The sequence below is a fragment of the Streptomyces sp. NPDC104226 genome, from assembly GCF_055584085.1.
Genome location: NZ_JBVJMS010000004.1, coordinates 421,475 through 446,611, shown reverse-complemented (window position 1 = coordinate 446,611; position 25,137 = coordinate 421,475). Strand labels below are relative to the sequence as shown.

At 74.0% G+C, this 25,137-nt stretch carries 20 protein-coding genes and 1 other RNA gene; 15 read left to right on the top strand and 6 right to left on the bottom strand.

Annotated features, from left to right (window positions below):
* Nucleotides 1–7 precede the first annotated feature (7 nt).
* Complete coding sequence (locus ACZ60J_RS15445; RefSeq protein ID WP_469682164.1) at nt 8–874, bottom strand: hypothetical protein; 867 nt, start codon at nt 872–874, stop codon at nt 8–10.
* A gap of 60 nt (nt 875–934) precedes the next feature.
* On the opposite strand from ACZ60J_RS15445, the gene ACZ60J_RS15440 reads away from it, so the two are divergent.
* From ACZ60J_RS15440 to ACZ60J_RS15430, 3 genes are all read left to right on the top strand, one after another.
* A complete protein-coding gene (locus ACZ60J_RS15440; protein ID WP_469682162.1) occupies nt 935–1,387 on the top strand; it encodes a hypothetical protein in 453 nt (150 codons plus the stop codon).
* A 94-nt stretch (nt 1,388–1,481) separates the two neighbouring features.
* Nucleotides 1,482–3,614 carry an acyl-CoA dehydrogenase gene (locus tag ACZ60J_RS15435; RefSeq protein ID WP_469682160.1) on the top strand — a complete coding sequence of 711 codons (2,133 nt, stop codon included), beginning with the start codon at nt 1,482–1,484 and terminating at the stop codon, nt 3,612–3,614.
* Nucleotides 3,615–3,628: 14 nt separating this feature from the next.
* On the top strand, nt 3,629–4,816 hold the full coding sequence (locus tag ACZ60J_RS15430; protein ID WP_469682158.1) for a thiolase C-terminal domain-containing protein: 1,188 nt from the start codon (nt 3,629–3,631) through the stop codon (nt 4,814–4,816).
* Between the two features lie 454 nt (nt 4,817–5,270).
* On the opposite strand, the gene ACZ60J_RS15425 is transcribed toward ACZ60J_RS15430, so the two are convergent.
* The gene (locus tag ACZ60J_RS15425; RefSeq protein WP_469682157.1) at nt 5,271–6,398 is read right to left on the bottom strand and encodes an amidohydrolase family protein; all 1,128 of its coding nucleotides are present in this window, start codon (nt 6,396–6,398) and stop codon (nt 5,271–5,273) included.
* 185 nt (nt 6,399–6,583) lie between these two features.
* Here ACZ60J_RS15425 and ACZ60J_RS15420 point away from each other — a divergent pair, with 185 nt between their 5' ends.
* Nucleotides 6,584–7,894: a cytochrome P450 family protein gene (locus ACZ60J_RS15420; RefSeq protein WP_469682155.1), complete on the top strand. Its 1,311-nt coding sequence runs from the start codon at nt 6,584–6,586 to the stop codon at nt 7,892–7,894.
* A 79-nt stretch (nt 7,895–7,973) separates the two neighbouring features.
* Here the strand turns inward: ACZ60J_RS15420 and ACZ60J_RS15415 are convergent, their stop codons facing one another.
* Nucleotides 7,974–8,351 (bottom strand): response regulator, encoded by a 378-nt coding sequence (locus ACZ60J_RS15415; protein WP_469682447.1) that lies wholly within the window; start codon nt 8,349–8,351, stop codon nt 7,974–7,976.
* A gap of 296 nt (nt 8,352–8,647) precedes the next feature.
* Between ACZ60J_RS15415 and ACZ60J_RS15410 the strand changes: the two genes are divergently transcribed.
* The 4 genes from ACZ60J_RS15410 to ACZ60J_RS15395 all read left to right on the top strand — a co-directional run bounded on the left by ACZ60J_RS15410 (nt 8,648) and on the right by ACZ60J_RS15395 (nt 12,275).
* The gene (locus ACZ60J_RS15410) at nt 8,648–9,520 is read left to right on the top strand and encodes a MaoC/PaaZ C-terminal domain-containing protein (RefSeq protein ID WP_469682153.1); all 873 of its coding nucleotides are present in this window, start codon (nt 8,648–8,650) and stop codon (nt 9,518–9,520) included.
* Nucleotides 9,521–9,590: 70 nt separating this feature from the next.
* On the top strand, nt 9,591–10,667 hold the full coding sequence (locus ACZ60J_RS15405) for a Zn-dependent alcohol dehydrogenase (RefSeq protein WP_469682151.1): 1,077 nt from the start codon (nt 9,591–9,593) through the stop codon (nt 10,665–10,667).
* Nucleotides 10,668–10,691: 24 nt separating this feature from the next.
* On the top strand, nt 10,692–11,636 hold the full coding sequence (locus ACZ60J_RS15400; RefSeq protein WP_469682150.1) for a 3-oxoacyl-ACP reductase: 945 nt from the start codon (nt 10,692–10,694) through the stop codon (nt 11,634–11,636).
* Nucleotides 11,637–11,813: 177 nt separating this feature from the next.
* The gene (locus ACZ60J_RS15395; protein WP_469682148.1) at nt 11,814–12,275 is read left to right on the top strand and encodes a hypothetical protein; all 462 of its coding nucleotides are present in this window, start codon (nt 11,814–11,816) and stop codon (nt 12,273–12,275) included.
* A 32-nt stretch (nt 12,276–12,307) separates the two neighbouring features.
* Here ACZ60J_RS15395 and ACZ60J_RS15390 read toward each other — a convergent pair whose 3' ends face one another.
* The gene (locus tag ACZ60J_RS15390) at nt 12,308–13,456 is read right to left on the bottom strand and encodes a hypothetical protein (RefSeq protein ID WP_469682146.1); all 1,149 of its coding nucleotides are present in this window, start codon (nt 13,454–13,456) and stop codon (nt 12,308–12,310) included.
* Nucleotides 13,457–13,689: 233 nt separating this feature from the next.
* Here ACZ60J_RS15390 and ACZ60J_RS15385 point away from each other — a divergent pair, with 233 nt between their 5' ends.
* The 5 genes from ACZ60J_RS15385 (at nt 13,690) to ACZ60J_RS15365 (ending at nt 18,373) form a co-directional block, all read left to right on the top strand.
* The gene (locus ACZ60J_RS15385) at nt 13,690–14,748 is read left to right on the top strand and encodes an ABC transporter substrate-binding protein (RefSeq protein WP_469682144.1); all 1,059 of its coding nucleotides are present in this window, start codon (nt 13,690–13,692) and stop codon (nt 14,746–14,748) included.
* 42 nt (nt 14,749–14,790) lie between these two features.
* On the top strand, nt 14,791–15,648 hold the full coding sequence (locus ACZ60J_RS15380) for a Nif3-like dinuclear metal center hexameric protein (RefSeq protein ID WP_382971606.1): 858 nt from the start codon (nt 14,791–14,793) through the stop codon (nt 15,646–15,648).
* Nucleotides 15,645–16,388 carry a zinc ribbon domain-containing protein gene (locus tag ACZ60J_RS15375; protein WP_469682446.1) on the top strand — a complete coding sequence of 248 codons (744 nt, stop codon included), beginning with the start codon at nt 15,645–15,647 and terminating at the stop codon, nt 16,386–16,388. The genes ACZ60J_RS15380 and ACZ60J_RS15375 overlap by 4 nt, the downstream gene beginning before the upstream one ends.
* The gene (locus ACZ60J_RS15370) at nt 16,388–17,770 is read left to right on the top strand and encodes a bifunctional RNase H/acid phosphatase (RefSeq protein WP_469682142.1); all 1,383 of its coding nucleotides are present in this window, start codon (nt 16,388–16,390) and stop codon (nt 17,768–17,770) included. Before ACZ60J_RS15375 ends, ACZ60J_RS15370 begins: the two co-directional genes overlap by 1 nt.
* Before the next feature lie 225 nt (nt 17,771–17,995).
* On the top strand, nt 17,996–18,373 hold the full coding sequence (locus ACZ60J_RS15365) for a hypothetical protein (protein ID WP_469682140.1): 378 nt from the start codon (nt 17,996–17,998) through the stop codon (nt 18,371–18,373).
* 85 nt (nt 18,374–18,458) lie between these two features.
* On the opposite strand, the gene ACZ60J_RS15360 is transcribed toward ACZ60J_RS15365, so the two are convergent.
* Entirely contained in the window at nt 18,459–22,265 is a 3,807-nt protein-coding gene (locus tag ACZ60J_RS15360; RefSeq protein WP_469682138.1) for a collagen-like protein, read from the bottom strand.
* 703 nt (nt 22,266–22,968) lie between these two features.
* An RNA gene (gene rnpB / locus ACZ60J_RS15355) (RNase P RNA component class A) lies at nt 22,969–23,370 on the bottom strand.
* Between the two features lie 78 nt (nt 23,371–23,448).
* On the opposite strand from rnpB, the gene ACZ60J_RS15350 reads away from it, so the two are divergent.
* Together ACZ60J_RS15350 and ACZ60J_RS15345 are read left to right on the top strand one after the other, a co-directional pair.
* Nucleotides 23,449–24,249: a MerR family transcriptional regulator gene (locus ACZ60J_RS15350; RefSeq protein ID WP_469682136.1), complete on the top strand. Its 801-nt coding sequence runs from the start codon at nt 23,449–23,451 to the stop codon at nt 24,247–24,249.
* Nucleotides 24,246–25,082, top strand: a complete 837-nt coding sequence (locus tag ACZ60J_RS15345) for a hypothetical protein (protein ID WP_469682134.1) — start codon at nt 24,246–24,248, stop codon at nt 25,080–25,082. The genes ACZ60J_RS15350 and ACZ60J_RS15345 overlap by 4 nt, the downstream gene beginning before the upstream one ends.
* Nucleotides 25,083–25,137: the final 55 nt, after the last annotated feature.

Below are 25,137 nucleotides of genomic sequence, written 5' to 3'. Positions count from 1 at the left end.
GGGCGGATCAGCGGAAGGCGGGGAGGGCGAGGGCGAGGGCGGCCCAGCCGAGGAGGGCGGTGGCGGTCACGAGGAGCACCCGTCCGATCCACTCGAAGGCGTCGCCCAGGCCGCTGGGCACGACTGCGCGTGCAGGGTGGGCGGGGTGATAGGAGACGCGGTACGGACCGCTCGCTGCGTTGCCGCCGGGGGCGGGCCGGACCCTGCCGTCTGTGGCGGTGTATCCGTAGGCGGCCAGTCCGCGGACCTGGGTGGGCTGTGCCTCGACCGTGATGCCGTGGCGGGGCAGGTACCACCTGTTCCACAGGGTCACCGTCGTTGTGAGCAGCAGACGGCCGGCCCCCAGGGCGGTGGCGCCGAGCAGCAGCACGGCGAGTGCGCGGCTCACGTGATCCCCGGTGATCACCACACCCGCGGCGAGGGCGAGGACCCCGAGTCCGGCGGCGGCCGTCACGCAGCGGACGACGACGTCAACCGGCTGCAGCGCCTCCGCCGGCTCCGCCTCCTCCTCCGCTTCGCCGTCCGCTTCCCGGCCGCCGTCCGCACCGTCCCGGGGCGTGACCGTCACGAGCGTCGAGCCGTCCACCAGGGCCTCTCCGGCGGGGCGTTCGGGCAGCGAGGCGTTCAGCGCTTCCGCGAAGACGGCGGCCGCGGCGCGGCTCACGCCCTCGATCCGGTACAGGGTCGCCCCGGTCCCGGCGGGGGCCGTCAGTTCCACGGCCACCACCCTCCCGTTCGCGTGTACGTGCGCGACGGCGGCGAGGGGGATGCGGACCTCCTCGCGGGGGCGTCGTAGGAGCAACCCATCTTCCTCGGCTCGGAGTTCGGCTCCGTGGTCACCCAGGAGGACGGGTATGGAGGAAATGATCGACATGGGCGCGATCGTATGGGGCCGGGGTTTCCCGGAGGTAGTCGCGGACGTACGGTCACCGATGTGGACATGGTCATTCTGGTACTCACGGTGTACGTCCTGGCGGGCCTCGGCCTGGCCTTCTTCGGTCTGATGTGGCTCTGGGGGGAGAGCGGCAACGTCAAGGAGTTGAAGGAGCTGAAGGAAACCGGCGTCGAGGTCACCGCGGTCCTGGTGGCGCTGGAACCGCTGCGGGGGACCGACACCCTGCGCGCCCACTACGACTACCCGCAGGCGGGCGGCACGACCGCCCGGCACACCGAGGGCGTCGGCCCCCGGCCCCCGCGCGTCGTGGGCGACGAGTACACGCTGGTGCGGCTGCCGCGCGTGGCGAAGCGGGTCCAGATGGGCACGATGGCCGCCGTGCGCAAGGAGCTCGGGGAGCGCGAGGGGTACGTCCGCTCCGCCCGGTGGATCGCGATCGCGGGTGCCGCGGCGCTCGCCACGGCCGTGACGGGGCTCGCCCTCCTCCCCTGAGGCCACTTCGCCCCCTGGCGCCCCGTCCACAGAGTGAGAACACGTTTCAGTTCTGACCTTCCGTCAGAATGAAACGTGTTCTACTCTGCCGCGCATGGGCATCGGAATCACGAAGGAACAGCGGGAGTTGGCCGAAGCCGTCCGCGGCTGGGTCGCGCGGGCCGTGCCGCCCGAGGAGGTCCGCAAGCTCCTCGACACCCCGCCGCAGACGGGCGCGCGGCCCGCCTACTGGGACGGGCTGCTCGCCTCCGGGCTGCTGGAACCGCACCTGGAGGGCGGCACCCTGCTCGACCTCGCCGTCGTGGTGGAGGAGGCCGCCCGGGCGGCGCTGCCCGGGGCGTACCTGCCGAGCGTGCTGGCCTCCGTCCTCCTCGACCGGGCCGGGGCCGAACCCCTCGGCGGCCGGGTCGGCGCCGTGGCGCTCGGACCCGGGGACCTCACCGCCGTCGCCGTGGAGGGCGGCTACCTCCTCGACGGGACCGCCCCGCCGGTGCTCGGCGCCGGCGAGGCCGACCTCGTGCTGCTCGCCGCCGAGACCGCGCACGGGACCCGCTGGTTCGCCGTCGACGCCGCCGCGCTGGACATCCGCACCCAGGACAGCGCCGACCCCACCCGGCCCACCGCCGAGGTCCGCGCCCGCGGAGTCACCGCCGGACCGGGGGCCCAGCTGGAACTCGACGCCGCCCTCGTACGCGACCTCGCCTGCGTGCTCTTCGCCGCCGACGCCTGCGGCACCGCCGCCTGGGCGCTGCAGACCGCCGCCGAGTACGCGAAGGTGCGCGAGCAGTTCGGGCGGCCCATCGGGCAGTTCCAGGGGATCAAGCACCTGTGCGCCGACATGCTGGTGCGCGTGGAGCAGGCCCGCGCGCTCGCCTGGGACGCCGCACAGGCCGCGGAGGAACCGGCCGAGGTGCGCTCGCTGGTGGCCGCGCTGGCCGCCGGCACCGCGCTCGACGCCGCGTACTCCTGCGCCAAGGACTGCGTCCAGGTCCTCGGCGGCATCGGCTTCACCTGGGAGCACGACGCCCACATCTACTTGCGGAGGGCCTTGGTCGCCCGCCAGCTCCTCGGCTCCGGAGACGGCCACCGGGTCCGGGCCGTACGGCTCGCCGCGGCCGGAGCCCGGCGCGAGCTGCGCCTCGAACTGCCCGCCCAGGCCGAGAAGCACCGCGCGAAGGCCCGTACCGCCATCGCGGACGCGGCCGGGCTCGACCCCGCCACCGCCCGCCGGGTCCTGGCACCCACCGGGTACGCGGCCCCGTACCTGCCGGCCCCGTACGGGCTCGGCGCCGGACCCGTCGAGCAGCTCGTCGTCCAGCAGGAACTCAAGGCCGCCGGGGTCAAGGTCGCCGACCTCGGGATCGCCACCTGGGTCGTACCCTCCCTGCTCGCCTACGGGACCCCCGAGCAGCAGGAGCGCTACCTGCTGCCCACGCTGCGCGGCGACGTCACCTGGTGCCAGCTCTTCTCCGAGCCGGGCGCGGGCTCCGACCTCGCCTCGCTGCGGACCAAGGCGGAGCGGGCACCCGGCGGGGACGGCTCCTGGGTGGTCAACGGGCAGAAGGTGTGGACCAGTTCCGCGCAGAGCGCCGACTACGGGATCCTGCTCGCGCGGACCGACCCGGACGCCCCCAAGCACAAGGGGCTCGGATACTTCGTGGTGGACATGAAGACCCCCGGGATCGACATCCGGCCGCTGAAGGAGATCACCGGCGAAGCCCTCTTCAACGAGGTCTACTTCGACGACGTGCCGCTCCCGGCCGACGCCCTGGTGGGCGCGGAGAACGGGGGCTGGAAGGTCGCCCGCAACACCCTCGGCAACGAACGCGTCCACATGGCCGACCAGATGACCTTCGACACCGGCCTGGAAGCGCTGCTCGCCCGCTCCGCCGAACTCGAAGGCGGATACCGGGTCCGGATCGGGGCCCTGGCCGCCGAGGCACACGCCCTGGCCTGCATCGGGCTGCGCACCACGCTCCAGCAGGTGTCGGGGCTGGAGCCGGGCGCGGGTGCGTCCGTACGCAAACTCGTCCAGACCCCGCACCAGCAGCGGACCGCCGAGCTCACGCTCGAACTGCTCGGACCGGCGGGCGCGGTGAGCGAAGGGGTGGGGAAGCGGGCGGTGCACGGCATGCTCATGTCGCGCTGCCTGACCATCGCCGGAGGCACCACGCAGGTCCAGCTCAACGTCGTCGCCGAGCGGATCCTCGGCCTTCCCAGGGACTGAAGGGCAGTACAGACATGAAGTCGTACATCGTGGGCGTCGGCATGACGAAGTTCGAGAAGCCGGAGTCGAGGGACTGGCAGTACTGGGACATGGCGAAGGAGGCCGGCGACGCGGCGCTCGCGGACGCGGGCATCGAGTACGGGCTGGTCGAGCAGGTACCGGTGGGCTACTGCTTCCAGGCCTCCACGGCCGGCCAGCGGGCGGCGTACGAACTGGGACTGAGCGGGGTCCCCGTCTACAACGTCAACAACAACTGCGCGACGGGCTCGACGGCGCTGATGATGGCGCGACAGTTCGTCGAGGGCGGGATCAACGACTGCGTGCTGGCGCTCGGCTTCGAGAAGATGAAGCGCGGGGCGCTGGGCGGCGGTTCGGACGGCGGGGACTTCAAGACCTCGCCGGTCGCCCGGCACTACGGGATCATGGCCGCCGGGCACGGCTTCGAGATGTCCCCGCCGACCGCGCAGATCTTCGGGAACGCGGCGCGCGAACACATGAAGCTGTACGGGACTACGGCCGCGCAGCTCGCGATGGTCGGGGCGAAGAACCACCGGCACTCGGCGAACAACCCGAACGCGCAGTTCCAGGACGTGTACACCGTGGAGGAGATCCTCGCGGCGAAGGCCATCCACGAGCCGCTGACCAAACTCCAGTGCTCGCCGACCTCCGACGGGGCGGCGGCTGCGGTCGTCGTGTCGGAGCGGTTCGTGGAGCAGCACGGGCTCGGGGACCGGGCGGTGGAGATCGTCGCCCAGTCCATGACCACGGACACCGAGGCGTCCTTCGCCTCCGGCACCTGCATCGACGCGGTCGGCAAGCCGATGACGGCGGCGGCGGGGCGGGCGGTGTTCGAGGCGTCGGGGCTCGGGATCGGGGACGTGGACGTCATCGAGCTGCACGACTGCTTCTCGATCAACGAGCTGCTGACGTACGAGGCGCTGGGCATGTGCGAGGACGGTGGGGCGGGGGCGCTGGTGGAATCGGGCGCGACGACGTACGGCGGGCGGTGGGTGGTCAACCCGTCGGGCGGGCTCATCTCGAAGGGCCACCCGCTCGGTGCGACGGGGCTCGCGCAGGCGGCGGAACTCGTCTGGCAGCTCCGGGGTGCGGCGGGGCCGCGGCAGGTGCCGGGGGCGCGGGTCGGGCTCGCCCACAACATCGGGCTGGGCGGGGCGGCGGTGGTCACCCTGCTGCGGCGGTAGCCGGGGACCGGTCCCCGGACCCCTGCGCCTCAAGCGCCGGCGGGGCTGGGGTTGGCCTGGGCGCGGGGTTGCTGCGGGTGGGGGGCGGTGCCGGGGCCGGGGTGGGGTGTCGGTCTGGACTGCATGATTTAGGCGCCCCCTGCCCTACTCCGACAAGGCGAAGCCTGTTTCCGCGCCACAAATCACGCTCTACGTCCAGACCGACACCCCACCCCGTCCCCGTCCCCGCCCCGGCCGTCTCCAGCCTCGCCGGCGTTTGAGGCGCGGGGTCTGGGGCGGAGCCCCAGGGGGTCCGGGCGCAGCCCGGGACCCTGTCTTTCAGCCCGTCCGGCGTTTGAGGACCGGGGTCCGGGCAGCGCCCGGGGAACGGTGGAAGGGCGGGTAGGGGACTCTGGCCCGCGCAGCGGTGGCCGTCGCAGCGGGTCTGCTGTGGGGACTTCGGCCCGCGCAGCGGTCAGACGGGTGCGGGGCTCAGCGGAGCCAGGGCCGGCATCAGGCGCAGCGCGTTGTCCCGGTTGATCGCCCGATGGTGATCCGGCGTCAGCGCGGGGTCGGCCGCCAGCGCGGGCAGCGCGACGTCCGTGACCATCTCCGCGGGGCACGCCGGCCAGTCGGTGCCGAAGAGGATCCGGTCGGGGGACGCCATCGCCAGCAGGGTCCCCGCAGGGGACATGGGCCCGGCCGTGTCGTAGTAGAAGCGGGCCAGGTGGTCCCGGACCATTGCCGGCTCGACGGGCGGGGTGAGCGACCCCGCGAAGGCCTCCACCCGGGTGGCGATGTGCGGGAGGAAGCCGCCCGCGTGCGGCAGGATCACGGACAGGTTCGGGAAGCGGTCCAGCGTGCGCTTGTGGATCATGTTCAGCGCCGCCCGGGTGGTGTCCAGGAGGAAGTCGCACAGGAAGTGCGGGATCCCCGGCACGGCCACCGCCCCCGGCCCGCCGGCCCCGCCCGGCCCGTGGCCCCCGCCGGGTCCGCCGCCCGCCCCCGGCCCACCGTCCGCACCGGGCCCCGCATGCGCCCCGGGTCCTCCGCCCGGCGGGGGTCCGCCGCCGACTCCCGGGAGGTTGTGCGGGTGGGTGTCCACGATGGCGGAGCGTTCGTTCAGGTCCGCGAAGAGGGGGTCGTAGGAGGGGTCGCCCAGGTAGACGCCTCCGTAGTTCGCCGTCACGTTCACACCCACCGCCCCCATCTCGTCGAGCCCCCACCGCAGCGCCCACCGCGCGACCTCCGGGTCGTCGAAGAAGAGCGGGACGTGGAACGCGAAGCGGCCCGGGTGGGCCCGGGCCACCTCCGCCGCCGCCCGCAGGGTGACGGTCGTGGCCTCGCGCAGTTGCGCGGACGTGGCGTAGCGCGCCGGCAGCATCGGCTTGAGGACGGCGGTCGCGATGCCCGCGCGGTCCATCAGGGCCAGGGCCGCCGCCGCGTCCCAGCGCGCCCACGGCGGCAGCGCCTTCCGGTTCGCCAGGCCCTGGCCTTCGGCCCACTCCAGCCACTCCGGGGCGCAGAAGTGGTGGTGGACGTCGATCCTGCTGTCGCTGCCGTCGTCGGGCGGGAGCGGGGTGGTGTCTGCGATGTCCGGCATGGGGGGACCTTATGGCGGGGCCCCGCGGGCGTTCGCGGGACGGCTCGGGGACCCGGCCGATCCGCTCAGGCGGGCGTAGTTTCGGGCCCGAACGGGGTAACGGGCGTTATGCGGGGCGCGGGCCGAGGGAGTGAGGGGCTGGACAGTCGAGCCCCGAGCCCCGAGCCCCACGAGAGGTCTACGCCGTGACGACCGAACCCGCAGTGGCCGTGAGTGACGGCCTTCCCGTCGGCGAGGCCCAGGCGGCCGTGTCCATGGGCACGCCGGAGTACCGTACGTGCCCCTACCCGGTCTACCGGTCGCTGCGCGAGCAGGCCCCCGTCTGCAAGCTGACCACGCGCCACGGGGTGGACACGTATCTCATCACCCGGTACGAGGACGCCCGGCTCGCGCTGTCCGATCCGCGCATCGGCAAGGACATGCACGAGGGCATCGACATCTACCACGCGGTCTTCGGGGACACCTGCGACGCCCTCGACGACAACCTGATCTTCGCCGACCCCCCTCGGCACACCCGGCTGCGCCACATCGCCCACGAGGCCTTCACTCCGCGCCACGTCAAGCTGCTGCGCCCGCGCATCGAGCAGCTCGCCGACGAGCTGCTGGCGAAGTGTCCGACGGACACCCCCGTGGACCTGATGACGGCCTTCGCCCTGCCGCTCCCCGTCATGGTCATCTGCGAACTCCTCGGCATCGTCGGGGACGAGCGCACCGACGTCCTGAAGTGGTTCGGGCAGGTGACGCGCTCCCGGTTCAGCAAGGACATGGCGGGCGAGCTGGCCGAGGCGGAGGACTGGCTGCGGAACTACTTCCTCGACCTGGTGGCCCGTAAGCGCGCCGAACCCGCGGACGACTTCCTCACCGTGCTGATCCAGACGCAGCACGAGGACGGGGCCCTGACGGACGACGAACTCGTCTCGATGATGTGGGTCCTGCTCTTCGCGGGACACAAGACCACCACCTACCAGATCGGCAACGCGGTCTTCTCTCTGCTGTCCCACCCCGACCAGCTCGCGCTCGTCCGGGCGGACCGGGGGCTGCTGCCCCAGGCGGTCGAGGAGCTCGTCCGGTTCGAGTGCTCGGTGGAGACCTCCACGTTCCGCTACGCCCTGGAGGACGTGGAGATCGGGGGAGTGACCATCCCGAAGGGGGCACTGGTCCAGATCGCGATCTCCTCCGCCAACCGGGACCCGGAGAAGTTCGCGGAACCGGACACCCTGGACGTGACGCGCAAGGGGCTGCAGAGCACCCACCTCGGCTTCGGCCACGGACCGCACTACTGCCTGGGCGCCCCGCTCGCCCGGATGGAGCTGGAGACCGCGCTGACGGCCCTGCTCGACCGGTTCCCCGAGATGGTCCTGGCGACCCCGGAGCCGGGCCACGAGGAGTGGCTCAAGGGGCCCTTCCCGGCCTTCCGCGGGCTGGAGAGGCTGCCCGTCGCCCTGGATCCGTCGCGGACGGTCGACGACTGGACGGCGCCCGCCTCCGGCCGCTGAGCAGGCCGTCTGCCGCACACACACCCGCCCCGCGGATCCGGAGGATCCGCGGGGCGGGTGTGTGTGCGAGGTCCCGGCCCTACGTGGCCTGCGGGTCGCGCGGGGTCGCCAGGGCCGGGTCGACCACCGACTCGCCCCGGGACGCGCGGCGGATGCCGTCCGCGAGGTCCTCGACCGGGCCGTCCCGCAGGACCAGGCCGGCCGCGCCGGCGGCCAGGGCGGCCTCCGGCAGGCCCGGATGGGCGGAGCCCGTCAGCACCAGGATCCGGCATTCCGGATCCTCCGCCAGGAGGGCGGGGACGCGGTCCACCGCATCCGTCAGCGCCACCGCCGGGCGGGCCAGCGGCGAGGCCACGACCTCGATGTCCGGCTGGAGGCCGAGGTGGACCGCCAGGGCAGGGTTCGGCGGGTCCAGGAGCACCCGCAGGGATCGGGCGGGGCGCTGGGGAACGGGCATCTCATCCACCCGGCCAGGGTAGGGGCGAAGTATCCCGTACCCGCGCAACGCGCCGTGCGTGAAGTAAGTCTGACAGATAGTCAGGAGTCTTCCCAAGTGCTGGGGCGTGCGTTATACATTCCTTCACCGGGCAACCTAGAACGCGTTCTAGAGTGCCGGGTCCCGCATACGACCTCGGTGCGGCCGACGGTGCGGACGGCCGCGCCGAGGTCTTCCAAGGCACCGCGCTCTCACAGCCGGTGCCGCACAGCAGGTGCCTCAAAGACGGTGTTTCCAACACAGGGAGCAGCACGCCCATGCCGATCGATGCCGCCAAGGCCCTCGCCGCCGAACCCCGCAAGGGGAACATCGCCTGGGACCACAAGGACATCCAGCTCTACCACCTCGGACTCGGCGCGGGGACCTCCCCGAACAACCCCGGGGCCGCCACCGACCCCGAGGAGCTGCGCTACACCCTGGAGTCCAAGCTCCACGTGCTCCCCAGCTTCGCGACGGTCGCCGGTGCCGGCATGGCCATGATGGGCGGCCTCGCCGCCCCCGGCATCGAGGTCAACCTCGCCAACGTGCTGCACGGCAGCCAGTCCATCGAGCTGCACCGGCCTATCCCGGTCAAGGGCCAGGCCGACTCGACGGCCACGGTCGCCGCGATCTACGACAAGGGCAAGGCCGCGGTGATCGTCCTGCGCACCGAGGTCGCGGACGCCGACGGGCCGCTGTGGACCTCCGACGCCTCGATCTTCGTACGCGGTGAGGGCGGCTTCGGCGGCGACCGCGGGCCCTCCGTCAAGGCCGAGCAGCCCGAGCGGGCGCCCGACCGGGTGGAGGAGCGCAAGATCCGCGAGGAGCAGGCGCTGCTGTACCGCCTCTCCGGAGACTGGAACCCGCTGCACGCGGACCCCGAGTTCGCCAAGATGGCCGGCTTCGACCAGCCGATCCTGCACGGCCTGTGCTCGTACGGGATGACCCTCAAGGCCGTGGTCGACACCGTCCTGGACGGCGACGTGTCCCGCGTCCGCGCCTACCGCACCCGCTTCGCCGGGATCGTCTTCCCCGGCGAGACCCTGCGGATCCGGATGTGGCAGGAGCCCGGCCGCGTCCTCGTCACGGTGAGCGCCGCCGACCGGGACGACGCCCCGGTCCTCGCCGACACCGTCGTCGAACACGGCTGAGCCGACCGCAGCGGCCGGCTCGGCCGAAGTCCGCGAGTACCCCCGCACCCACCACCGAAGGAGCCGCACCGTGCGCGCAGCACTCCAGAGCGAGATAGGCCAGGACAAGCTCGAAGTCGTCGAGGACATGCAGGCCGTGGGCTTCGGCCCCGGCAAGGTCAGGATCCGCATCAAGGCCACCGGCCTGTGCCACTCCGACCTCTCCGCGATGAGCGGCGTCCTCCCGCAGCCCGCCCCCTTCATCCCGGGCCACGAGGGCTCCGGCGTGATCACCGACGTCGGCGACGGGGTCACCAGCCACAAGATCGGCGACCGGGTCCTGGTCTGCTGGCTCCCGCCCTGCGGGCACTGTCCCTCCTGCAAGCGCGGCCAGGGCCACCTGTGCCTGGAGGCCTTCGGCAACGTCGCCACCCCCAACTTCCAGCGCGGGGACGCCGGCATCTTCGGCTTCGCGGGCACCGGCACCTTCGCCGAGGAGATGGTGGTCCCGGCGGCCTGCGCCGTACCCATCCCGGACGACGTGCCCTTCGACATCGCCGCCCTCATCGGCTGCGGAGTCACCACCGGGCTCGGCGCGGCCATCAACACCGCCAACGTGGAGGCCGGTTCCTCGGTCGCCGTCATCGGCTGCGGCGGCGTCGGCATCTCCGTCATCCAGGGCGCCAAGGTGCAGGGCGCCGCGCAGATCATCGCCGTCGACCCGGTCGCCTCCCGGCGCGAGGCCGCGCTGCGCTTCGGCGCCACCGAGGCGGTCTCCCCGGAGGAGTTCGCCGACGCCAAGAACCGGATCACCGCGGGCGAGGGCTTCGACTACGTCTTCGAGGTCGTCGGCAAGTCCGCGACCACCAAGACCGCCTACGACATGACCCGCCGCGGCGGCTCCGTCGTCGTGGTCGGCGCCGGCGCACTCGACGACAACTACTCGATCAACATGTTCTCCCTCTTCTTCGACGAGAAGAAGATCCTGCCGTCGATGTACGGCGGCGGCGACGTGCTCCGCTCCTACGAGCGCACCATCGCGCTGTGGCGGGCCGGCCGGGTGGACCTGGCGGGCCTGATCACGCACCGCGTGCAGCTCGCCGAGATCAACGACGCGCTCGACCAGATGCGTACGGGCACGGCCCTGCGCACCTGCATCGAACTCTGACCCGTTTCGAGAGGAACCGTACGGATGTCACTGCCACTTGAGGGACTCGTCGCCATCGTCACCGGGGCGGGCCGCGGGCTCGGCCGGTCCGAGGCGATCGAACTCGCCCGGCTCGGCGCGAGCGTGGTCGTCAACGACTTCGGGCAGCCCGGCCGCGACGGCTCCGGCGAGGCCTCGGCCGCACCGGCGGAGGAGGTCGCGGCGGAGATACGCGCCGCGGGCGGACAGGCGGTGGCGCACCTGGGCGACGTGGCCGACTTCGAGCAGGCGCGCGAGCTGGTCGAGCTGGCGGTGAACAGCTTCGGCAAGCTCGACATCCTGGTCAACAACGCGGGCATCCTGCGCGACCGGATGGTCTTCTCGATGTCGGAGGCGGAGTGGGACTCGGTCATCCGGGTCCACCTCAAGGGCCACTTCAACACGACCCACTTCGCCTCGGTGCACTGGCGCGAACGCTCCAAGGCGGCGGGCGGACCGGTCTACGGCCGGATCATCAACACCTCCTCCGAGGCCTTCCTCGGCGGCTCGGCCGGCCAGCCCAACTACGCGGCGGCCAAGGGCGGCATCGTGGGCCTGACCACGTCCACCGCCCTGGCGCTCGCCAAGTACGGGGTGACGGCCAACGCCATCTGCCCGCGGGCCCGTACCCGGATGACGGAGGACGTCTTCGCGGGCTTCCAGGTCCCGGAGGAGGGCAAGCTCGACGCCCTCGCCCCCGAGCACGTCTCCCCGCTGGTCGGCTACCTGGCCTCCCCGGCCTCGGCGAAGGCCAACGGGCAGCTGTTCGTCGTCCACGGCGGCATCGTGGTCGTCATGGAACGCCCGAAGGTGGCGGCGAAGTTCGACACCACCAAGGAGTCCTTCTCCTACGAGGAGCTCGACGAGGTCCTCACCCCGCACTACGACTCCCGCCCCGCGAACGAGACCTTCGCGGCGGCGGAGGTCCTCGGCCTCAAGCACGGCGGCTGACCGATACGACGGATACGCAGCTACGCGAGCGCCGGGCCCGGGGTGTCACACCCCGGGCCCGGCGTCGTTCCGGGAGACCGCTGGGAAATTTGAATGCGTTCAATTACTGTGGGGGGTGGGTCGCAAGGGCTCGAACCCGGGCTGCCGTCCGGGTGGTTGGGGGGAAGTGTGCGCGTGATGCGACGGGTATGGCGGCCGGTCTCGCTGGTGGCCGCGGCGATGGCTCTCACGGCGTCCTGCGGCCTCGCCGCGGGAATCTACGCCGCCGACCTCTCCGCGGAACGGCTGGAAGGGCGCTGGACCGACGGCGGGGTCGCGTCCCTGACCTTCCGTGCGGACCACACGTTCAGCGCCGAGAACCTCGACAGGTACCCCGTCGCCTCGAAGTGCGGGACCGCCGCAGGCCCGGCCTCGGGCACCTGGGCGTTCTGGGCTCCCACCGAGCCGGGGGACACGTCCTTCACCGTGCAGGAGACCGCCACGCGCGGCAGTGCGCTGTCACTGACGTTCGACGGCCGGAAGTGCAGCATGGACGTCTACCTGTACGGCGACGACGACGCCCCTGCGATGTGCCCGGCCGTCGACGCCGACGAGGGCTGCGCCATGACCGGGTACCTCAGCCGGAGCGACGAGGACTGACGGCCCGGCCCGCCGGGCACCCGGTGGGCGGGCTACCCCAGCGGGGCCTGCTGGAGCGGGACCGGGCGGGTGGGGGCCGGGGGGAGGGGGATCGGGTCCAGGCGGATGGGTGGGGGCGGGGAGACCGGGATGTTCATCCCGAGGATGCCGCACGGCACTTCGGGGGTGGCGTACGGGAGGTGCAGGCGGCCCTCCGCGGTCCAGCGGCCCGTGCCGCCGAGCCAGCCGGCCGGGGCGCCGAGCCGGAACACGTGCCGGTCGGCGGGGCGCCACAGGGCCAGCCCGGCCACGGAGCCGTCGTAGCCCTCGCCGGCCTCGTCCACCCGCAGCGCGACCCCGCAGCTCTCCGGCATCAGCACCTGCCCCGGCTGCACCGCGAACGGCGTCGCCGTCGCCCCGACCGCCCGCAGGCAGTCCGGGAAGCGCACCGGGCGGGCGCTGCCCAGCACCCCCCAGCCGAGCCGGGGTTCGCCCGGCGCGTCCGAGCGGATCAGCAGCAGTCCGCTGTCGGTGTCGGCCAGCAGCAGCCGGTCGTTGCTGTCCTCCGCGATCTGGAGCAGCGGCGACACCTCCCCGGCCCGCCGCAGGTCCACCGCGACGGCCTTGGTGACCGGCCCGCCGGGGCCGTCCGCGCCGCCGGGGCCGTCCAGTTCGCGGTCCAGGGCCAGCAGCCGGCCCGTGCGGTCCAGCCAGACCCCGCCCGAACAGCGCCCCGGGATCCGGGCCACCCGCTCCGGCCCGAAGGGGACCCCGGCCACCTGCCACACCGTGGTCGCGGTGGCCTCCACGGCCAGGGCGAAGGCCCCGTGCCCGTCGGGGGACGGGGGCAGCAGGGTGACCCGTACGCCGTCGGCCGCCGGGATCGCGCCGAGCTGGAGCTCCCCGGTCCGGGGCCCGGCGCCCGCTTCGCCGCCGCCCGTCGGGTAGAGCAGTGCGAACGCGTGCCGCTCCGCGACCCGCCGGTGGATCAGCACCCGCCCGTCGGTCAGCGGCAGCACCTCGCTGTCGGCCTCCTCGGGCTGCGCGAGGGGCAGGGGCACCGCGTACGGCTCGGGACCGGTCAGCGTCCACCGCTCCGGATAGCGGGCTTCGCCGTCCCCGGCCAGCCGGGCGGCGTAGGACCCGTCCGCGGCGATGGTGAACGGGGTCGCGCTGGTCTTCTCGATGGCACAGACAGTCATCTGCGGACACCTCCGCCGAGGAAAGTAGTGATCGCGCTTCCCTCCGGACAACGCGACAATCCCCGCTTCACACATACGGGTGGTGCGGTGGCGATTCGGCTGTGGTGGGGGAGGCGATTGTGCTGCGCGATATCAGGGCGTTTAGGGTGAGGGGCCTGGTTAGGTACACCTAACCCGGTTTTTGTCGGCTTTCGCTGTTTCGCCCTCCCCCCACCCCCCTCAGGAGACGTTCCATGTCCCTCCGACGCCGCACGCCCCGGCGCGGCTCCGCCGCCGTCGCCCTGGCCGCTGCCGCCGCACTCGTCCTCACCGCCTGCGGAGGCCAGGACGACAAGGCCGCGCAGCCCGGCAAGGAGGCCCCGGCCGGAGGCACCGAGAAGAAGGCCGCCGCGCAGGGCGGCAAGGACTTCTCCGACGCGGCGAAGAAGACGGCGGCCTTCGGGACCACCGCGGCCGCCGGGCAGTTCCCGCGGACCGTCACCCACGCCATGGGCTCGACCGAGCTGAAGGCCGCGCCCAAGCGGGTCGTCGTCCTCGACGTCGGCGAGCTCGACAACGTGGTCTCGCTGGGCATGCAGCCCGTCGGCTACGCGCCCACCGAGGGCGACGAGGGCATTCCGACCTACCTGAAGAAGGACGCGGGCGAGCCCAAGTCCGTCGGCACCATCAACAACCTCAACCTCGAAGCGATCAACGCCCTCAAGCCCGACCTGATCCTCGGCAGCCAGCTGCGCTCCGCGGACAAGTACGACGCGCTCTCGAAGATCGCCCCGACCGTCTTCTCCATCCGCCCCGGCTTCCCGTGGAAGGAGAACTACCTCCTGAACGCCGCCGCCCTCGACAAGACCGCCGAGGCCAAGGCCAAGCTCGACGCCTACCAGGCCAAGGCGGCGAAGCTCGGCGCGGACCTCGGCGAGAAGAAGCCGACCGTCACGATGCTGCGCTACATGCCGGGCAAGACCCGGCTCTACGCCGGCGCCTCCTTCATCGGCACGATCCTGAAGGACTCCGGCATCCCGCGCCCGCAGAACCAGCAGGTCGAGGACCTCGCGGTGGAGATCAGCCCGGAGCGCATGGACGAGGCCGCCGCCGACTGGATCTTCACCGGCGTCTACGGGGCCAAGGACAAGACCAAGCGCGACTCCGCCGAGGACAACCCGCTGTGGAAGGGCCTGGAAGCCGTGAAGCAGGGCCGGGCCAAGGACGTCCCGGACGAGACCTGGTACCTGGGCCTCGGCGTGACCGCCGCCGACAAGGTCCTCGACGACCTGCGCACGTTCCTGATCAAGTAGACGGAGCGGCTGGCCGGTCGCCACGGACGGTAGCCTTGGCCTGTGCCCCGTCTCTCTGAAGTCATCGCCGCGCTGGACGCTCTGTGGCCCCCCTCGCGGGCCGAGGAGTGGGACGCCGTCGGCACCGTCTGCGGCGACCCCGACGCCGAGGTCACCCGGGTCCTGTTCGCCGTCGACCCCGTCCAGGAGATCGTCGACGAAGCGGTAAAGCTGGGTGCCGACCTCCTCGTCACCCACCACCCCCTCTACCTGCGGGGCACCACCACCGTCGCAGCCGGCACCTTCAAGGGCCGGGCCGTGCACACGCTGATCAAGAACGACATCGCGCTGCACGTCGCCCACACCAACGCCGACACCGCCGACCCCGGCGTCTCCGACGCCCTCGCCGGCGCCCTCGACCTGCGCGTCACCGGCCCGCTGGTCCCCGACCCGACCGACCCCAAGGGCCGCCGGGGCCTGGGCCGGCTCTGCGAGCTGGACCGCCCCGAGACGCTGCGCGAGTTCACCGCGCGCGTCGCCGCCTGGCTCCAGCCGACCGCGCAGGGCATCCGGGTGGCCGGCGACCCCGACGCGATGATCCGTACCGTCGCCGTCAGCGGCGGCTCCGGCGACAGCCTCTTCGCGCAGGTCCGGGCCGCCGGAGTCGACGCGTACGTCACCGCCGACCTGCGCCACCACCCGGTGTCCGAGGCCCGCGAGCAGAGCCCGCTCGCCCTCGTGGACGCCGCCCACTGGGCCACCGAATGGCCCTGGTGCGAGCAGGCCGCGGCCCAGCTCGACGCCATCTCCGAGCGCAACGGCTGGGGTCTGCGGACCCACGTCTCGCGCACGGCCACCGACCCGTGGACGGCGCACGCGCCGTCCGTGACATCCCCTTCTCACCCTGGAGCCCCCAACTGAACGCCGAGCCCGCCGACCAGATCCGACTTCTCGACGTCCAGGCCCTGGACGTCCGGCTGTCTCAGCTGACCCACAAGCGCAAGATGCTCCCCGAGCACGCCGAGGCCGAGGCGCTGACCAGCGACCTCGCCCAGCAGCGCACCTTCCTCATCGCCGCCCAGACGCAGGCCGCCGACGCGGCCCGCGAGCAGACCAAGGCCGAGCAGGACGTGGACCAGGTGCGCCAGCGCGCCGCCCGCGACCAGGCCCGCCTGGACTCCGGCACCGGCGTCTCCGCCCGCGACCTGGCCAACCTGCAGAGCGAGATCGTCGCCCTCGCCAAGCGCCAGGGAGACCTGGAGGACGTGGTCCTGGAGGTCATGGAGCGCCTGGAGGGTGCGCAGGAGCGCGTCACCGAGCTCACCGACCGGGTCGCCTCGCTGGAGGCCAAGCTCGTCGACGCCACCGCGCGCCGCGACGCCGCCACCGGCGAGATCGACGCCGAGGCCGCGGGCATCGCCAAGGACCGCGAGGTCATCGTCACCTCCATGCCGGCCGCGCTGATCGCCCTGTACGAGAAGATCCGCGCCAAGCAGGGCGGCGTCGGCGCCGCCCGCCTGTCGCAGCGCCGCTGCGAGGGCTGCCGCCTGGAGCTCGACCTCGCCGAGGTCAACGAGATCAAGGCCGTCCCGCGCGACCAGGTCGTCCGGCACGAGAGCTGCGGCCGCATCCTGGTCCGCATGGCCGACTCGGGCATCTGATGCCGAAGTTCGTTGTGGAAGCCGACGGCGGCTCCCGGGGCAACCCGGGGCCCGCCGGCTACGGCTCCGTCGTCCTCGACCCGGCCACGGGCGAGACGCTGGCCGAGCGCGCGGAGTACATCGGCGTCGCGACGAACAACGTGGCCGAGTACAGGGGCCTCATCGCCGGACTGAAGGCCGCCCGCGAGCTGGACCCCGACGCGGTGGTCCTCGTACGCATGGACTCCAAGCTCGTCGTCGAGCAGATGTCGGGCCGCTGGAAGATCAAGCACCCGGACATGAAGCCGCTGGCGGCGGAGGCGGCGAAGGTCATGCCGCGCGCCCAGGTGACGTACGAGTGGATCCCGCGCGAGCGGAACAAGCACGCGGACCGGCTCGCGAACGAGGCCATGGACGCGGGCAAGCGGGGCAAGCAGTGGGAGCCCTCGAACTCCTCCGCCGCCCTGGACGCCTCGGCGGCCCGCGCGCTGGCCGGGCCTCCCGGCGATGCGGCGAAGGGCGCTGCGGCGGTCCGTGCGGCCCTCGCCTCCGGCGGCGGTACGCGGACCCGCGCGGGCGCCGCCGCGGGCCTCGGGGCCGGCTCCGCACCGGCCGGGGCGGACACCCTCTTCGGCGACCCGGCGGCTCCGGTGGCCCCGGCCGACCCGGTGGCCCCGGCTGCCGGGCCGGACGCGACCGCCGCGGCCGGGCCCGCCGGCGGTGCGTCCGCCGACACCGCCGGCGCTCCCGCGGCGGGACAGGGCTGGGGGCCCGACATGGGACCCCCCGCCACCTTCGTGCTGCTGCGCCACGGAGAGACCGCGCTGACCCCGCAGAAGCGGTTCTCCGGCAGCGGCGGCAGCGACCCGGAGCTCTCCGACGCGGGCCGCCGCCAGGCCGCCGCCGTCGCGGAGTCACTCGCCGCGCGCGGCACCATCGAGACGGTGATCAGCTCTCCGCTGCGCCGCTGCCGGGAGACCGCGCAGGCCGTCGCCGACCGGCTCGGGCTCACCGTCACGGTCGAAGAAGGGCTGCGCGAGGTCGACTTCGGCGCGTGGGAGGGGCTGACCTTCGCGGAGGCGCGCGAGCGCCACCCCGAGGACCTCCAGGCATGGCTGGACTCCCCGAAGGCCGCCCCCACGGGCGGCGGCGAGAGCTTCGCCTCGGCCACCCGCCGGATCTCGGCGACCCGGGACCGGCTGCTCGCCGAACACGCGGGCCGCACCGTCCTGCTGGTCTCGCACGTCACGCCGGTCAAGATCCTGGTCCGGCTGGCGCTGGGCGCCCCGCCGGAAGCGCTGTTCCGCATGGAGCTGTCGGCGGCCTCCCTGTCGGCGGTCGCCTACTACGCCGACGGCAACGCCTCGGTCCGCCTCCTGAACGACACGTCCCACCTGCGCTGATCCCCCGGACCCGGCCCCGGCCGCACGAGAAGACCCCCCGCCCCGACCCGGGCGGGGGGTCTCTCCGTCCCTCCCGCCCTGACACGACACGGGCCGGTCCACACCATGAACGAACGACCTGAGCATCCTGAGCACCACAGGAAGGACCGCCCGTGCCGCCGTCGTACCCGTCCGGCTTCCGGTAGGTACCCCAGGAGAGCCCTGGGGCGCCGCTGGAGGACCTCCATGTCCCGCACCGCCCACCACATCCCCGCCGAACGCACCCCGTTCGCAGCGCGGCGCCGCGAGGAGCGCGACGCGTTCGGCCGGCACCCGTACGCCGGCCCCTGGCGCCGGGTAGACCTGCGCAGCCTGCGGTACCCGGCCACCGAACTCCGCACCGCTGCCCGGGAAGGCCGCCGCCCGCACCCGCGGCAGATCCGCCGCGCCTTCGACAGCTGGCGCTACTGCTGCGCCTTCGGCGGCTCCCGCTCCGAGGACGCGCGCCTCGCGGAACGCCGCGCCCGCGCCCGCTCCCGTACGGCCTGCCGCGCCGCCCTCCACGACCCCGAGACGGTCATCGAGCCCTACCGGCACCGCCACGGGGTCCACTGGGGGGCCTGAGCAAGGCCCCGCCGCCCACGGAAGGGCGGGCCGCCCCTCTCCTCGGGTGAGGAAGGGACGGCCCGCCCCGAGGGCCCGGGTCAGGTCACGTGCAGAACGGGACCTCGCCGAGGTTCTTCGCGTAACGGGCGGAGATCCAGCCGCGACCGTCGGCGAGGCGGTACCAGAGGTTGTTGTCGCCGACCTGCTCGCCCTTCACCTTGCACGTGAGGGGCACGACCGTGCCCGGCTTGATGGTCCCGACGGTCTTGCTGGACCGGGTGCTGCCGCTGTGGATCGGCAGCGGGCCGTGCGAGGTGACCTTGGCCTTGTGGTGGTGGTGCTTGCCGCAGTTCCGGCAGGCACCGGGCTCACCCTGGTCCCCCTTCTCCCCCCGGGGCCCGGCGGGACCGGTGTCCCCCCTCGGCCCCTGAGGCCCCGCCTCCCCGGTGGCGCCGGGGTCGCCCTTCGGACCCTGGTCACCGGTGGTGCCGGGGTCGCCCTTCGGGCCAGTCTCACCGGCTGTGCCGGGGTCGCCCTTCGGGCCAGGGGTCCCGGAGGGACCTGCCTCACCCCGTGTGCCCGGGTCGCCGGTGGCTCCGGTGGCACCCGTCTCGCCGCGCCGGCCGGGCTGTCCCTGCTCGCCCTTCGGGCCGACCGGGCCCTGCGCTCCGGCCGGACCCTGCGGGCCCGCGTCACCCCGGTCCCCGCGGTCGCCCTTCGCGCCCGGGTCGCCCTGCTCGCCCTTCGAACCGGCCGGACCGGCGGGCCCGACCGGGCCCTGGACGCCCGGCGTTCCGCCGTCACCCTTGGTCCCTGCGGGACCCCGCTGTCCAGCGGGCCCCTGAGGCCCGGCCGGACCCTGCACTCCGGCAGCGCCCTGCTCGCCCTGGACCCCGTCGGCACCCTTGGCCCCGGCGGGACCCTGAACGCCATCCGCACCCTGCGGTCCGGCCGGGCCCTGGTCTCCGGTGGCGCCCTGGTCGCCCTTGGCCCCGGCGGGGCCTCGGACGCCGTCCGCACCCTGCGGTCCGGCCGGACCTTGGTCTCCGGTGGCGCCCTGGTCGCCCTTGGCCCCGGCGGGGCCTCGGACGCCGTCCGCGCCCCGCGGTCCGGTCTGGCCTTGTGCTCCGGTGGCGCCGGGCTGCCCTTGCTCGCCCTTCGCCCCGGCAGGGCCTCGGACACCGTCCGCGCCCTGCGGGCCGGTCGGGCCTTGGACACCGGCAGCGCCCTGCTCGCCTTGGACCCCGTCGGCGCCCTTGGCCCCCGCGGGGCCTTGGACGCCGTCCAAGCCCTGCGGACCCGTCGGGCCTTGTGCCCCGGTGGCGCCGTGGTCGCCCTTGGCCCCGGCGGGGCCTCGGACGCCGTCCGCGCCCTGGGGGCCGGCCGGGCCCTGCGTACCGGTTGCGCCTCTTTCGCCTCGGGTGCCGACGTCGCCCTTGGGCCCGGTCGGGCCCTGCTCGCCGGCTGTGCCCTGGTCGCCCTTGGGTCCGGCGGGGCCCTGGATGCCGTCGCCGCCCCGGGGGCCGACCGGGCCTTGTACACCGGCTGGGCCCTGCTCGCCGCGGGTGCCGTCGTCGCCCTTCGGGCCGGCCGGCCCCCGGACGCCGTCCGGGCCCTGCGGGCCCGCCGGGCCCTGGGCGCCGTCCACGCCCTGCGCACCTCGGTCGCCTGGGTCGCCCTTGGGCCCGGCCGCACCGGCGGTGCCCTGCTCGCCCTTCGCCCCGGCGGGCCCGGCCGGGCCCTGCGCGCCGTCGTCGCCCCGCGGCCCGGGGATGCCCTGCGGACCGGCTGCACCCTGCTCACCCCGCGGACCGGCCGCTCCGGCAACGCCGTCCGCGCCCGTGTCGCCCTTGGCGCCCTTGAGGGAACTCACCCAGGTCTCGTGGTTCTCCTGGTTGCTCTTGCCCGGGTTCGTGGTGAACGTGCCGGTCTCGACGGCGATCTCGTACGCCGACTTCCCGGCCGGACCCGTCGCCCCGGCCTCGCCCTGCGGGCCGATGGCGCCGTCCGCGCCCCTGTCGCCCCTCGGCCCTACCGAGCCGACGGCTCCGGTCGCCCCCGTGGCCCCCTGGGGCCCGGTCGCTCCGGCAACCCCGGGGTCACCCTTGGCGCCCGGTGCTCCGTCGGACCCTTGTGCGCCGGTGGCACCGCGTTCGCCCTGTGCCCCGGTCTGGCCGGAGTCTCCCTGGGCTCCGGTCTCGCCCTTGGCTCCGGTCGCGCCGCGCTCGCCCTGGGCGCCGACGGCTCCCGTGTCGCCCTTCGGACCGACCGCCCCGGCCTGACCGTCGTCCCCCTTCGCGCCCGGCGTTCCGGCTGCGCCGGTGTCGCCCTTCACGCCCGGGTCGCCCTTGGCGCCCGAGGCACCCGCCGGACCCTGCTCGCCGGTGGCGCCTCGCGCTCCCGCGTCGCCCTTGGCCCCCGTCACTCCCGGCGCACCGGTTGCCCCCGTGGCACCCTGGGGCCCGGTCTGGCCGGTGTCACCCTTGGCGCCCTGGGGGCCGGTCGCTCCAGCAACCCCGGGGTCACCCTGGAGACCGGTCGCTCCCTGCGGGCCGACGGCTCCGGTATCGCCCTTCAGGCCGGTCGCCCCCTGCGTGCCTGTGGCGCCCTGGGCGCCGACCGCTCCCGTGTCGCCCCGGGCGCCGGCCTCACCGCGCTCACCCTGGGCGCCGGTCGCGCCGGTTACCCCTTGCGGGCCGGTGGTTCCGGTGGCTCCGCTGTCGCCCTTCGGGCCGGATGGTCCGGTGGCTCCCTGGGTACCGGTTGCACCGGTACTGCCTTGCGGGCCGACTGCTCCCTCCGCGCCCGCGTCGCCCTTCGGGCCGGTGGCTCCCTGCATGCCTGTGATGCCCTGGACTCCGGTCTCACCACGTTCACCCTGGGCTCCGGTCGCACCGGTTACCCCTTGCGGGCCGGTGGCTCCGGTATCGCCCTTCGCGCCGGTACTGCCTTGCGGACCGACTGCTCCGTCCGTGCCCACGTCGCCCTTTGGCCCGGTGGCTCCCTGCATGCCTGTGGTGCCCTGCGGTCCGACCGCTCCCGTGTCGCCTCGGGCGCCGGTCTCACCGCGCTCGCCCTGGGCGCCGGTGGGTCCGGTTACTCCTTGCGGGCCTGTGGCTCCGGTATCGCCCTTCGCGCCCGTGGTGCCCTGCGGTCCGACCGCTCCCGTGTCGCCCCGGGCGCCGGCCCCACCGCGTTCACCCTGGGCGCCGGTCGGCCCAGTTGCCCCTTGCGGGCCGGTGGTTCCAGCGGCTCCGGTGTCCCCCTTCGGGCCGGATGGTCCAGTGGCTCCCTGGGCTCCAGTCGGTCCGGTTGCGCCCTGCGGGCCGGTGGCTCCTGCGTCGCCCTTGGGGCCCTGCAGGCCGGTGGCTCCCGTTGTGCCCTGAGGGCCGGTCGCTCCGGTGTCGCCCTTCGGGCCGGTGATGGGGGTGTTCACTGCGAACAGCCCGGGGGAGCCCGTGTAGCCGGTCTCCACGACCCACCGGCCGCCCTCCAGCGTCGTCCCCTGGGGGGCGGCCGCGTCTACGCGGAGCACCACCGACAACCGGGTGCGGGTGTTCGCCGGGAAGAGCGGTGCCCCCGGGATGGTCGGGATGCACGTCAGGAGCCGCTGGTCGGCCGATGCCGTGCACGGGATCGTGCCCTGCGAGTCGTCGAAGTAGTAGCGCGTCTCGGCGAACGTGGTCTGCGCCGGAGCCGTGATGCGGAACGCGGCGATGCCCGCGGCCCCCGCACCGTTGGCCGCCACGATCATGGCCCGCCCGGTCGCGCCCGGCGCGATCGTGGGGACGTACGGCTGCGTGAACGTCATCGACGCCGCGTCCGCGTACGCGAGCGGGGAGAGCGGAGCCACCAGGGTTCCGGTGGCGAGCGCGGCGACCATCACGGCGCGCAGGTGTCTACGGGACATCGGGGTTCCTCGTCTGGGGGCGGTCCAAGGCCGTCAAGGAGTGCAGAGCGCTGACGATGAGCTGATGATCGACATGGCGCGCACCGGGTGCGGCTCGCCACGCCACCGGCAGCCGGAAGCTGGCCCGCCCGGCCCAACTGGACGCGCGTGACGGGAACGTTCCGGCTGGTCGCAGCGGGTGCGGCACACCCCGGCCCCCGGAGCCGACCGGGCCCGGACGACCCGGAGGTGTCCTGGTGGCCTCTGCACGGGTAGCCACCGTTTCCCGTCGCCGTGGCGCCCGTTCGGGTGGCGTCGTGTCGGTCCTTCGGGTGGGGACGGGGGCCGGGGGAGGCCGGCGGCGCCCGCTCCGTGAAAGCTGTCCCCGGGGCCGTGGTGGCCCGTGTTGCGCCGGTGAAGGGATCAGGTCATGGGGATGGGTGGACTTCGGTCGTGCTGCGCTGCTGCAGGCCTCGCGGTCGCACTGCTGGGCGGTGCGGTGTCGGCGGCCCCGCCCGCCGCGGCCTCCGCTCAGGCCGTCCCCGGGGCGGGTACGACCGACTGCACGTGGGAGCCGAACGTGTGGAATCCGCAGGGGCCCTGGGTGTGCATCCCGCCCGGCGCGGTCCAGTAGGGAGCGGCCGGAGGGCCGTACGCGGATCGAAGTGTGCGGCGCCGGCAGGGAGTTCCCCGGCCGGGAGTTCCCCGGGCGGAGGAAGGACGGCAGACGAGTCGGCCTGTACGCCGGGTTCTGTCACCCGGTGACCTCGCGGTCGCCGGGGAGACGGCCATCCATCTAGGACCGGCGTTGCCGCCGGCCTCGTGCGGTCTACCCGCGAACTCGGGCGGGCAGCCCTCGAACGTTCGCGCAGGGCCGTCCGAGAACGACCCCTCTTGACCTTGCTCCGGGTGGGGTTTACCTAGCCGCCTGAGTCACCTCAGGCGCTGGTGGTCTCTTACACCACCGTTTCACCCTTACCGGGGGCCGAAGCCCCAGGCGGTCTGTTTTCTGTGGCACTGTCCCGCGGGTCACCCCGGGTGGCCGTTAGCCACCACCCTGCCCTGTGGAGCCCGGACGTTCCTCGGCGGGATCCGGGGACCCCGACGCGGCCGCCCGGCCGACTCGTCTGTCGTGCCGCCCATCGTACCGGCTGCGTCATCACGGCTTGACCTTGACGCAGCGGCAGGGTTTCTACTGGAGCGCATGCGGATCGGAGAGATCGCCGCGCTCGTCGGGCTCACCACCCGGGCGATCCGGCACTACCACCACGTCGGCCTGCTCCCCGAGCCGGACCGGCGCCCCAACGGCTACCGCGCCTACACCGTGCGCGACGCCGTCCGGCTGGCCCGGGTGCGCCGGCTGACCGAGCTCGGGCTGAGCCTCGACGAGGTGCACGACGTGCTCGCGGACGACGCGGGGCGCGAGCTGGCCGAGGTGCTGGCCGAGCTCGACGCCGACCTCGCCCGCCAGCAGGCCGAACTGGCGGAGCGCAGACGGCGCCTCGCCGTCCTGCTCGCCGCCCCGCCCGGGGAGGCCGAGCCGGTCTCGCCCGCACTCGCGGAGCTGCTCGCCAGGGCGCCCGCGACGACGTCGCCGTCGGCCGCGCTCGACCGCGAGCACCTGAGCCTGCTGGACGCCTCGGGCGCCGTGGGGGAGGAGCTCTACGCCGTGCTCGGCACGGTCGCCGCCGACCCGGCCGTGCTCGCGCTGTACGAGCGGCTCGACGAGCTCGCCGACGCGGACGGGGACGATCCCCGGATCGGGCCGCTCGCCGCGGACCTGGTGGCCGCGGTGCCCGCCGAGGCGTTCGCGGCGATGGCGACGGCGTCGGCGACGACGGCCGGAGAGGGGGCCGGCGGGCGGCAGGACGTGCCGGGCTTCATGGAGGCCCTGCTCGCCGAGTACGCCCCGGCGCAGGCGGAGGTCGTCCGCCGGGTGATGGAGGCCTTCACCGACGCGTGGGCCGCGCGGACCGACGTACGGACCGAAAGGGGCCGGGAATGAGCGCGATACGCGCGGCACGGATCGGGGTGGCCGCCGTGCTCCCCCTGGAGCTGGCGCTGGTGGTGTGCGTGGCCGCCGGAGTGCGGCCGCCCGGCTGGGCCCTCGCCGTCGCCGAGGTGGTGGTGCTGGGGGTCCTCCTCCTGGAGGCCCGCGTCCTGTACTCCCTGTACGCCGCCGCCCGCGCCCGCGGCGCCGACCCCGCCACGGCCCGCCGCGAGGCCGTACGGGCCGTGGTGCCCGTGCCCGTACGCCGCCTCGTGCTGCACGAGCTGCGCGCGTCCGCGGCGCTGGCCCGCTGGGCCCTGCGGCGGCCGCCGCACGGGGTGCGCCCCGGAGACCACGCAGCCCCGTACACCGGACCGCAGACGGCCATGATGTACGGCCTGGTCTTCGTGTCGCTGATCGAGACGGTGGCGCTGGCCGTCCTGATCCCCTGGCCGGCCGTGCACCGGGTGGTGCTCGTCCTCGACGTGTACGGGGTGCTGCTGGTGCTCGCCCTGCACGCCGCCTGCGTGACCCGGCCGCACGTCGTACGGCCCGACGGGACCCTGCGCGTCCGCTACGGAGCCCTCTTCGACCTGACCGTCCCGCCGGACGCGGTGGCCTCGGTCCGGGTGGACCGGCGCTACCCCGAGGGCCGGCTCGTCACCCTCTCCGAGGACGGGGTGCTCGACCTGATCGTCGGCAGCCAGACCACCGTCACCGTCGAACTGACCCGGCCCCTCGCCTTCCGCCGCCCGCTCGGCGCCCGCGCCGAAGCCCGCGTCATCCGCTTCCACGCGGACGAGCCCCGTGCGCTGGTCGCGGCACTGCGGCAGCCCGCACCCCCGTGACGGGCCGCCGTAGTGCCGGGGGTGTGCGCCGAGCGTGACAAGCCGGTGCGCGCCT

Excerpts from the sequence above, each read along its gene's own strand:
- ACZ60J_RS15360 (WP_469682138.1), bottom strand. The coding sequence starts at position 22,265 with ATGTCCCGTAGACACCTGCGCGCCGTGATGGTCGCCGCGCTCGCCACC.
- ACZ60J_RS15410 (WP_469682153.1), top strand. The coding sequence starts at position 8,648 with ATGCCGATCGATGCCGCCAAGGCCCTCGCCGCCGAACCCCGCAAGGGG.
- ACZ60J_RS15400 (WP_469682150.1), top strand. The coding sequence starts at position 10,692 with ATGTCACTGCCACTTGAGGGACTCGTCGCCATCGTCACCGGGGCGGGC.
- ACZ60J_RS15370 (WP_469682142.1), top strand. The coding sequence starts at position 16,388 with ATGCCGAAGTTCGTTGTGGAAGCCGACGGCGGCTCCCGGGGCAACCCG.
- ACZ60J_RS15415 (WP_469682447.1), bottom strand. The coding sequence starts at position 8,351 with ATGCCCGTTCCCCAGCGCCCCGCCCGATCCCTGCGGGTGCTCCTGGAC.
- ACZ60J_RS15390 (WP_469682146.1), bottom strand. The coding sequence starts at position 13,456 with ATGACTGTCTGTGCCATCGAGAAGACCAGCGCGACCCCGTTCACCATC.
- ACZ60J_RS15445 (WP_469682164.1), bottom strand. The coding sequence starts at position 874 with ATGTCGATCATTTCCTCCATACCCGTCCTCCTGGGTGACCACGGAGCC.
- ACZ60J_RS15430 (WP_469682158.1), top strand. The coding sequence starts at position 3,629 with ATGAAGTCGTACATCGTGGGCGTCGGCATGACGAAGTTCGAGAAGCCG.
- ACZ60J_RS15385 (WP_469682144.1), top strand. The coding sequence starts at position 13,690 with ATGTCCCTCCGACGCCGCACGCCCCGGCGCGGCTCCGCCGCCGTCGCC.
- ACZ60J_RS15425 (WP_469682157.1), bottom strand. The coding sequence starts at position 6,398 with ATGCCGGACATCGCAGACACCACCCCGCTCCCGCCCGACGACGGCAGC.
- ACZ60J_RS15365 (WP_469682140.1), top strand. The coding sequence starts at position 17,996 with ATGTCCCGCACCGCCCACCACATCCCCGCCGAACGCACCCCGTTCGCA.
- ACZ60J_RS15345 (WP_469682134.1), top strand. The coding sequence starts at position 24,246 with ATGAGCGCGATACGCGCGGCACGGATCGGGGTGGCCGCCGTGCTCCCC.
- ACZ60J_RS15395 (WP_469682148.1), top strand. The coding sequence starts at position 11,814 with ATGCGACGGGTATGGCGGCCGGTCTCGCTGGTGGCCGCGGCGATGGCT.
- ACZ60J_RS15350 (WP_469682136.1), top strand. The coding sequence starts at position 23,449 with ATGCGGATCGGAGAGATCGCCGCGCTCGTCGGGCTCACCACCCGGGCG.
- ACZ60J_RS15435 (WP_469682160.1), top strand. The coding sequence starts at position 1,482 with ATGGGCATCGGAATCACGAAGGAACAGCGGGAGTTGGCCGAAGCCGTC.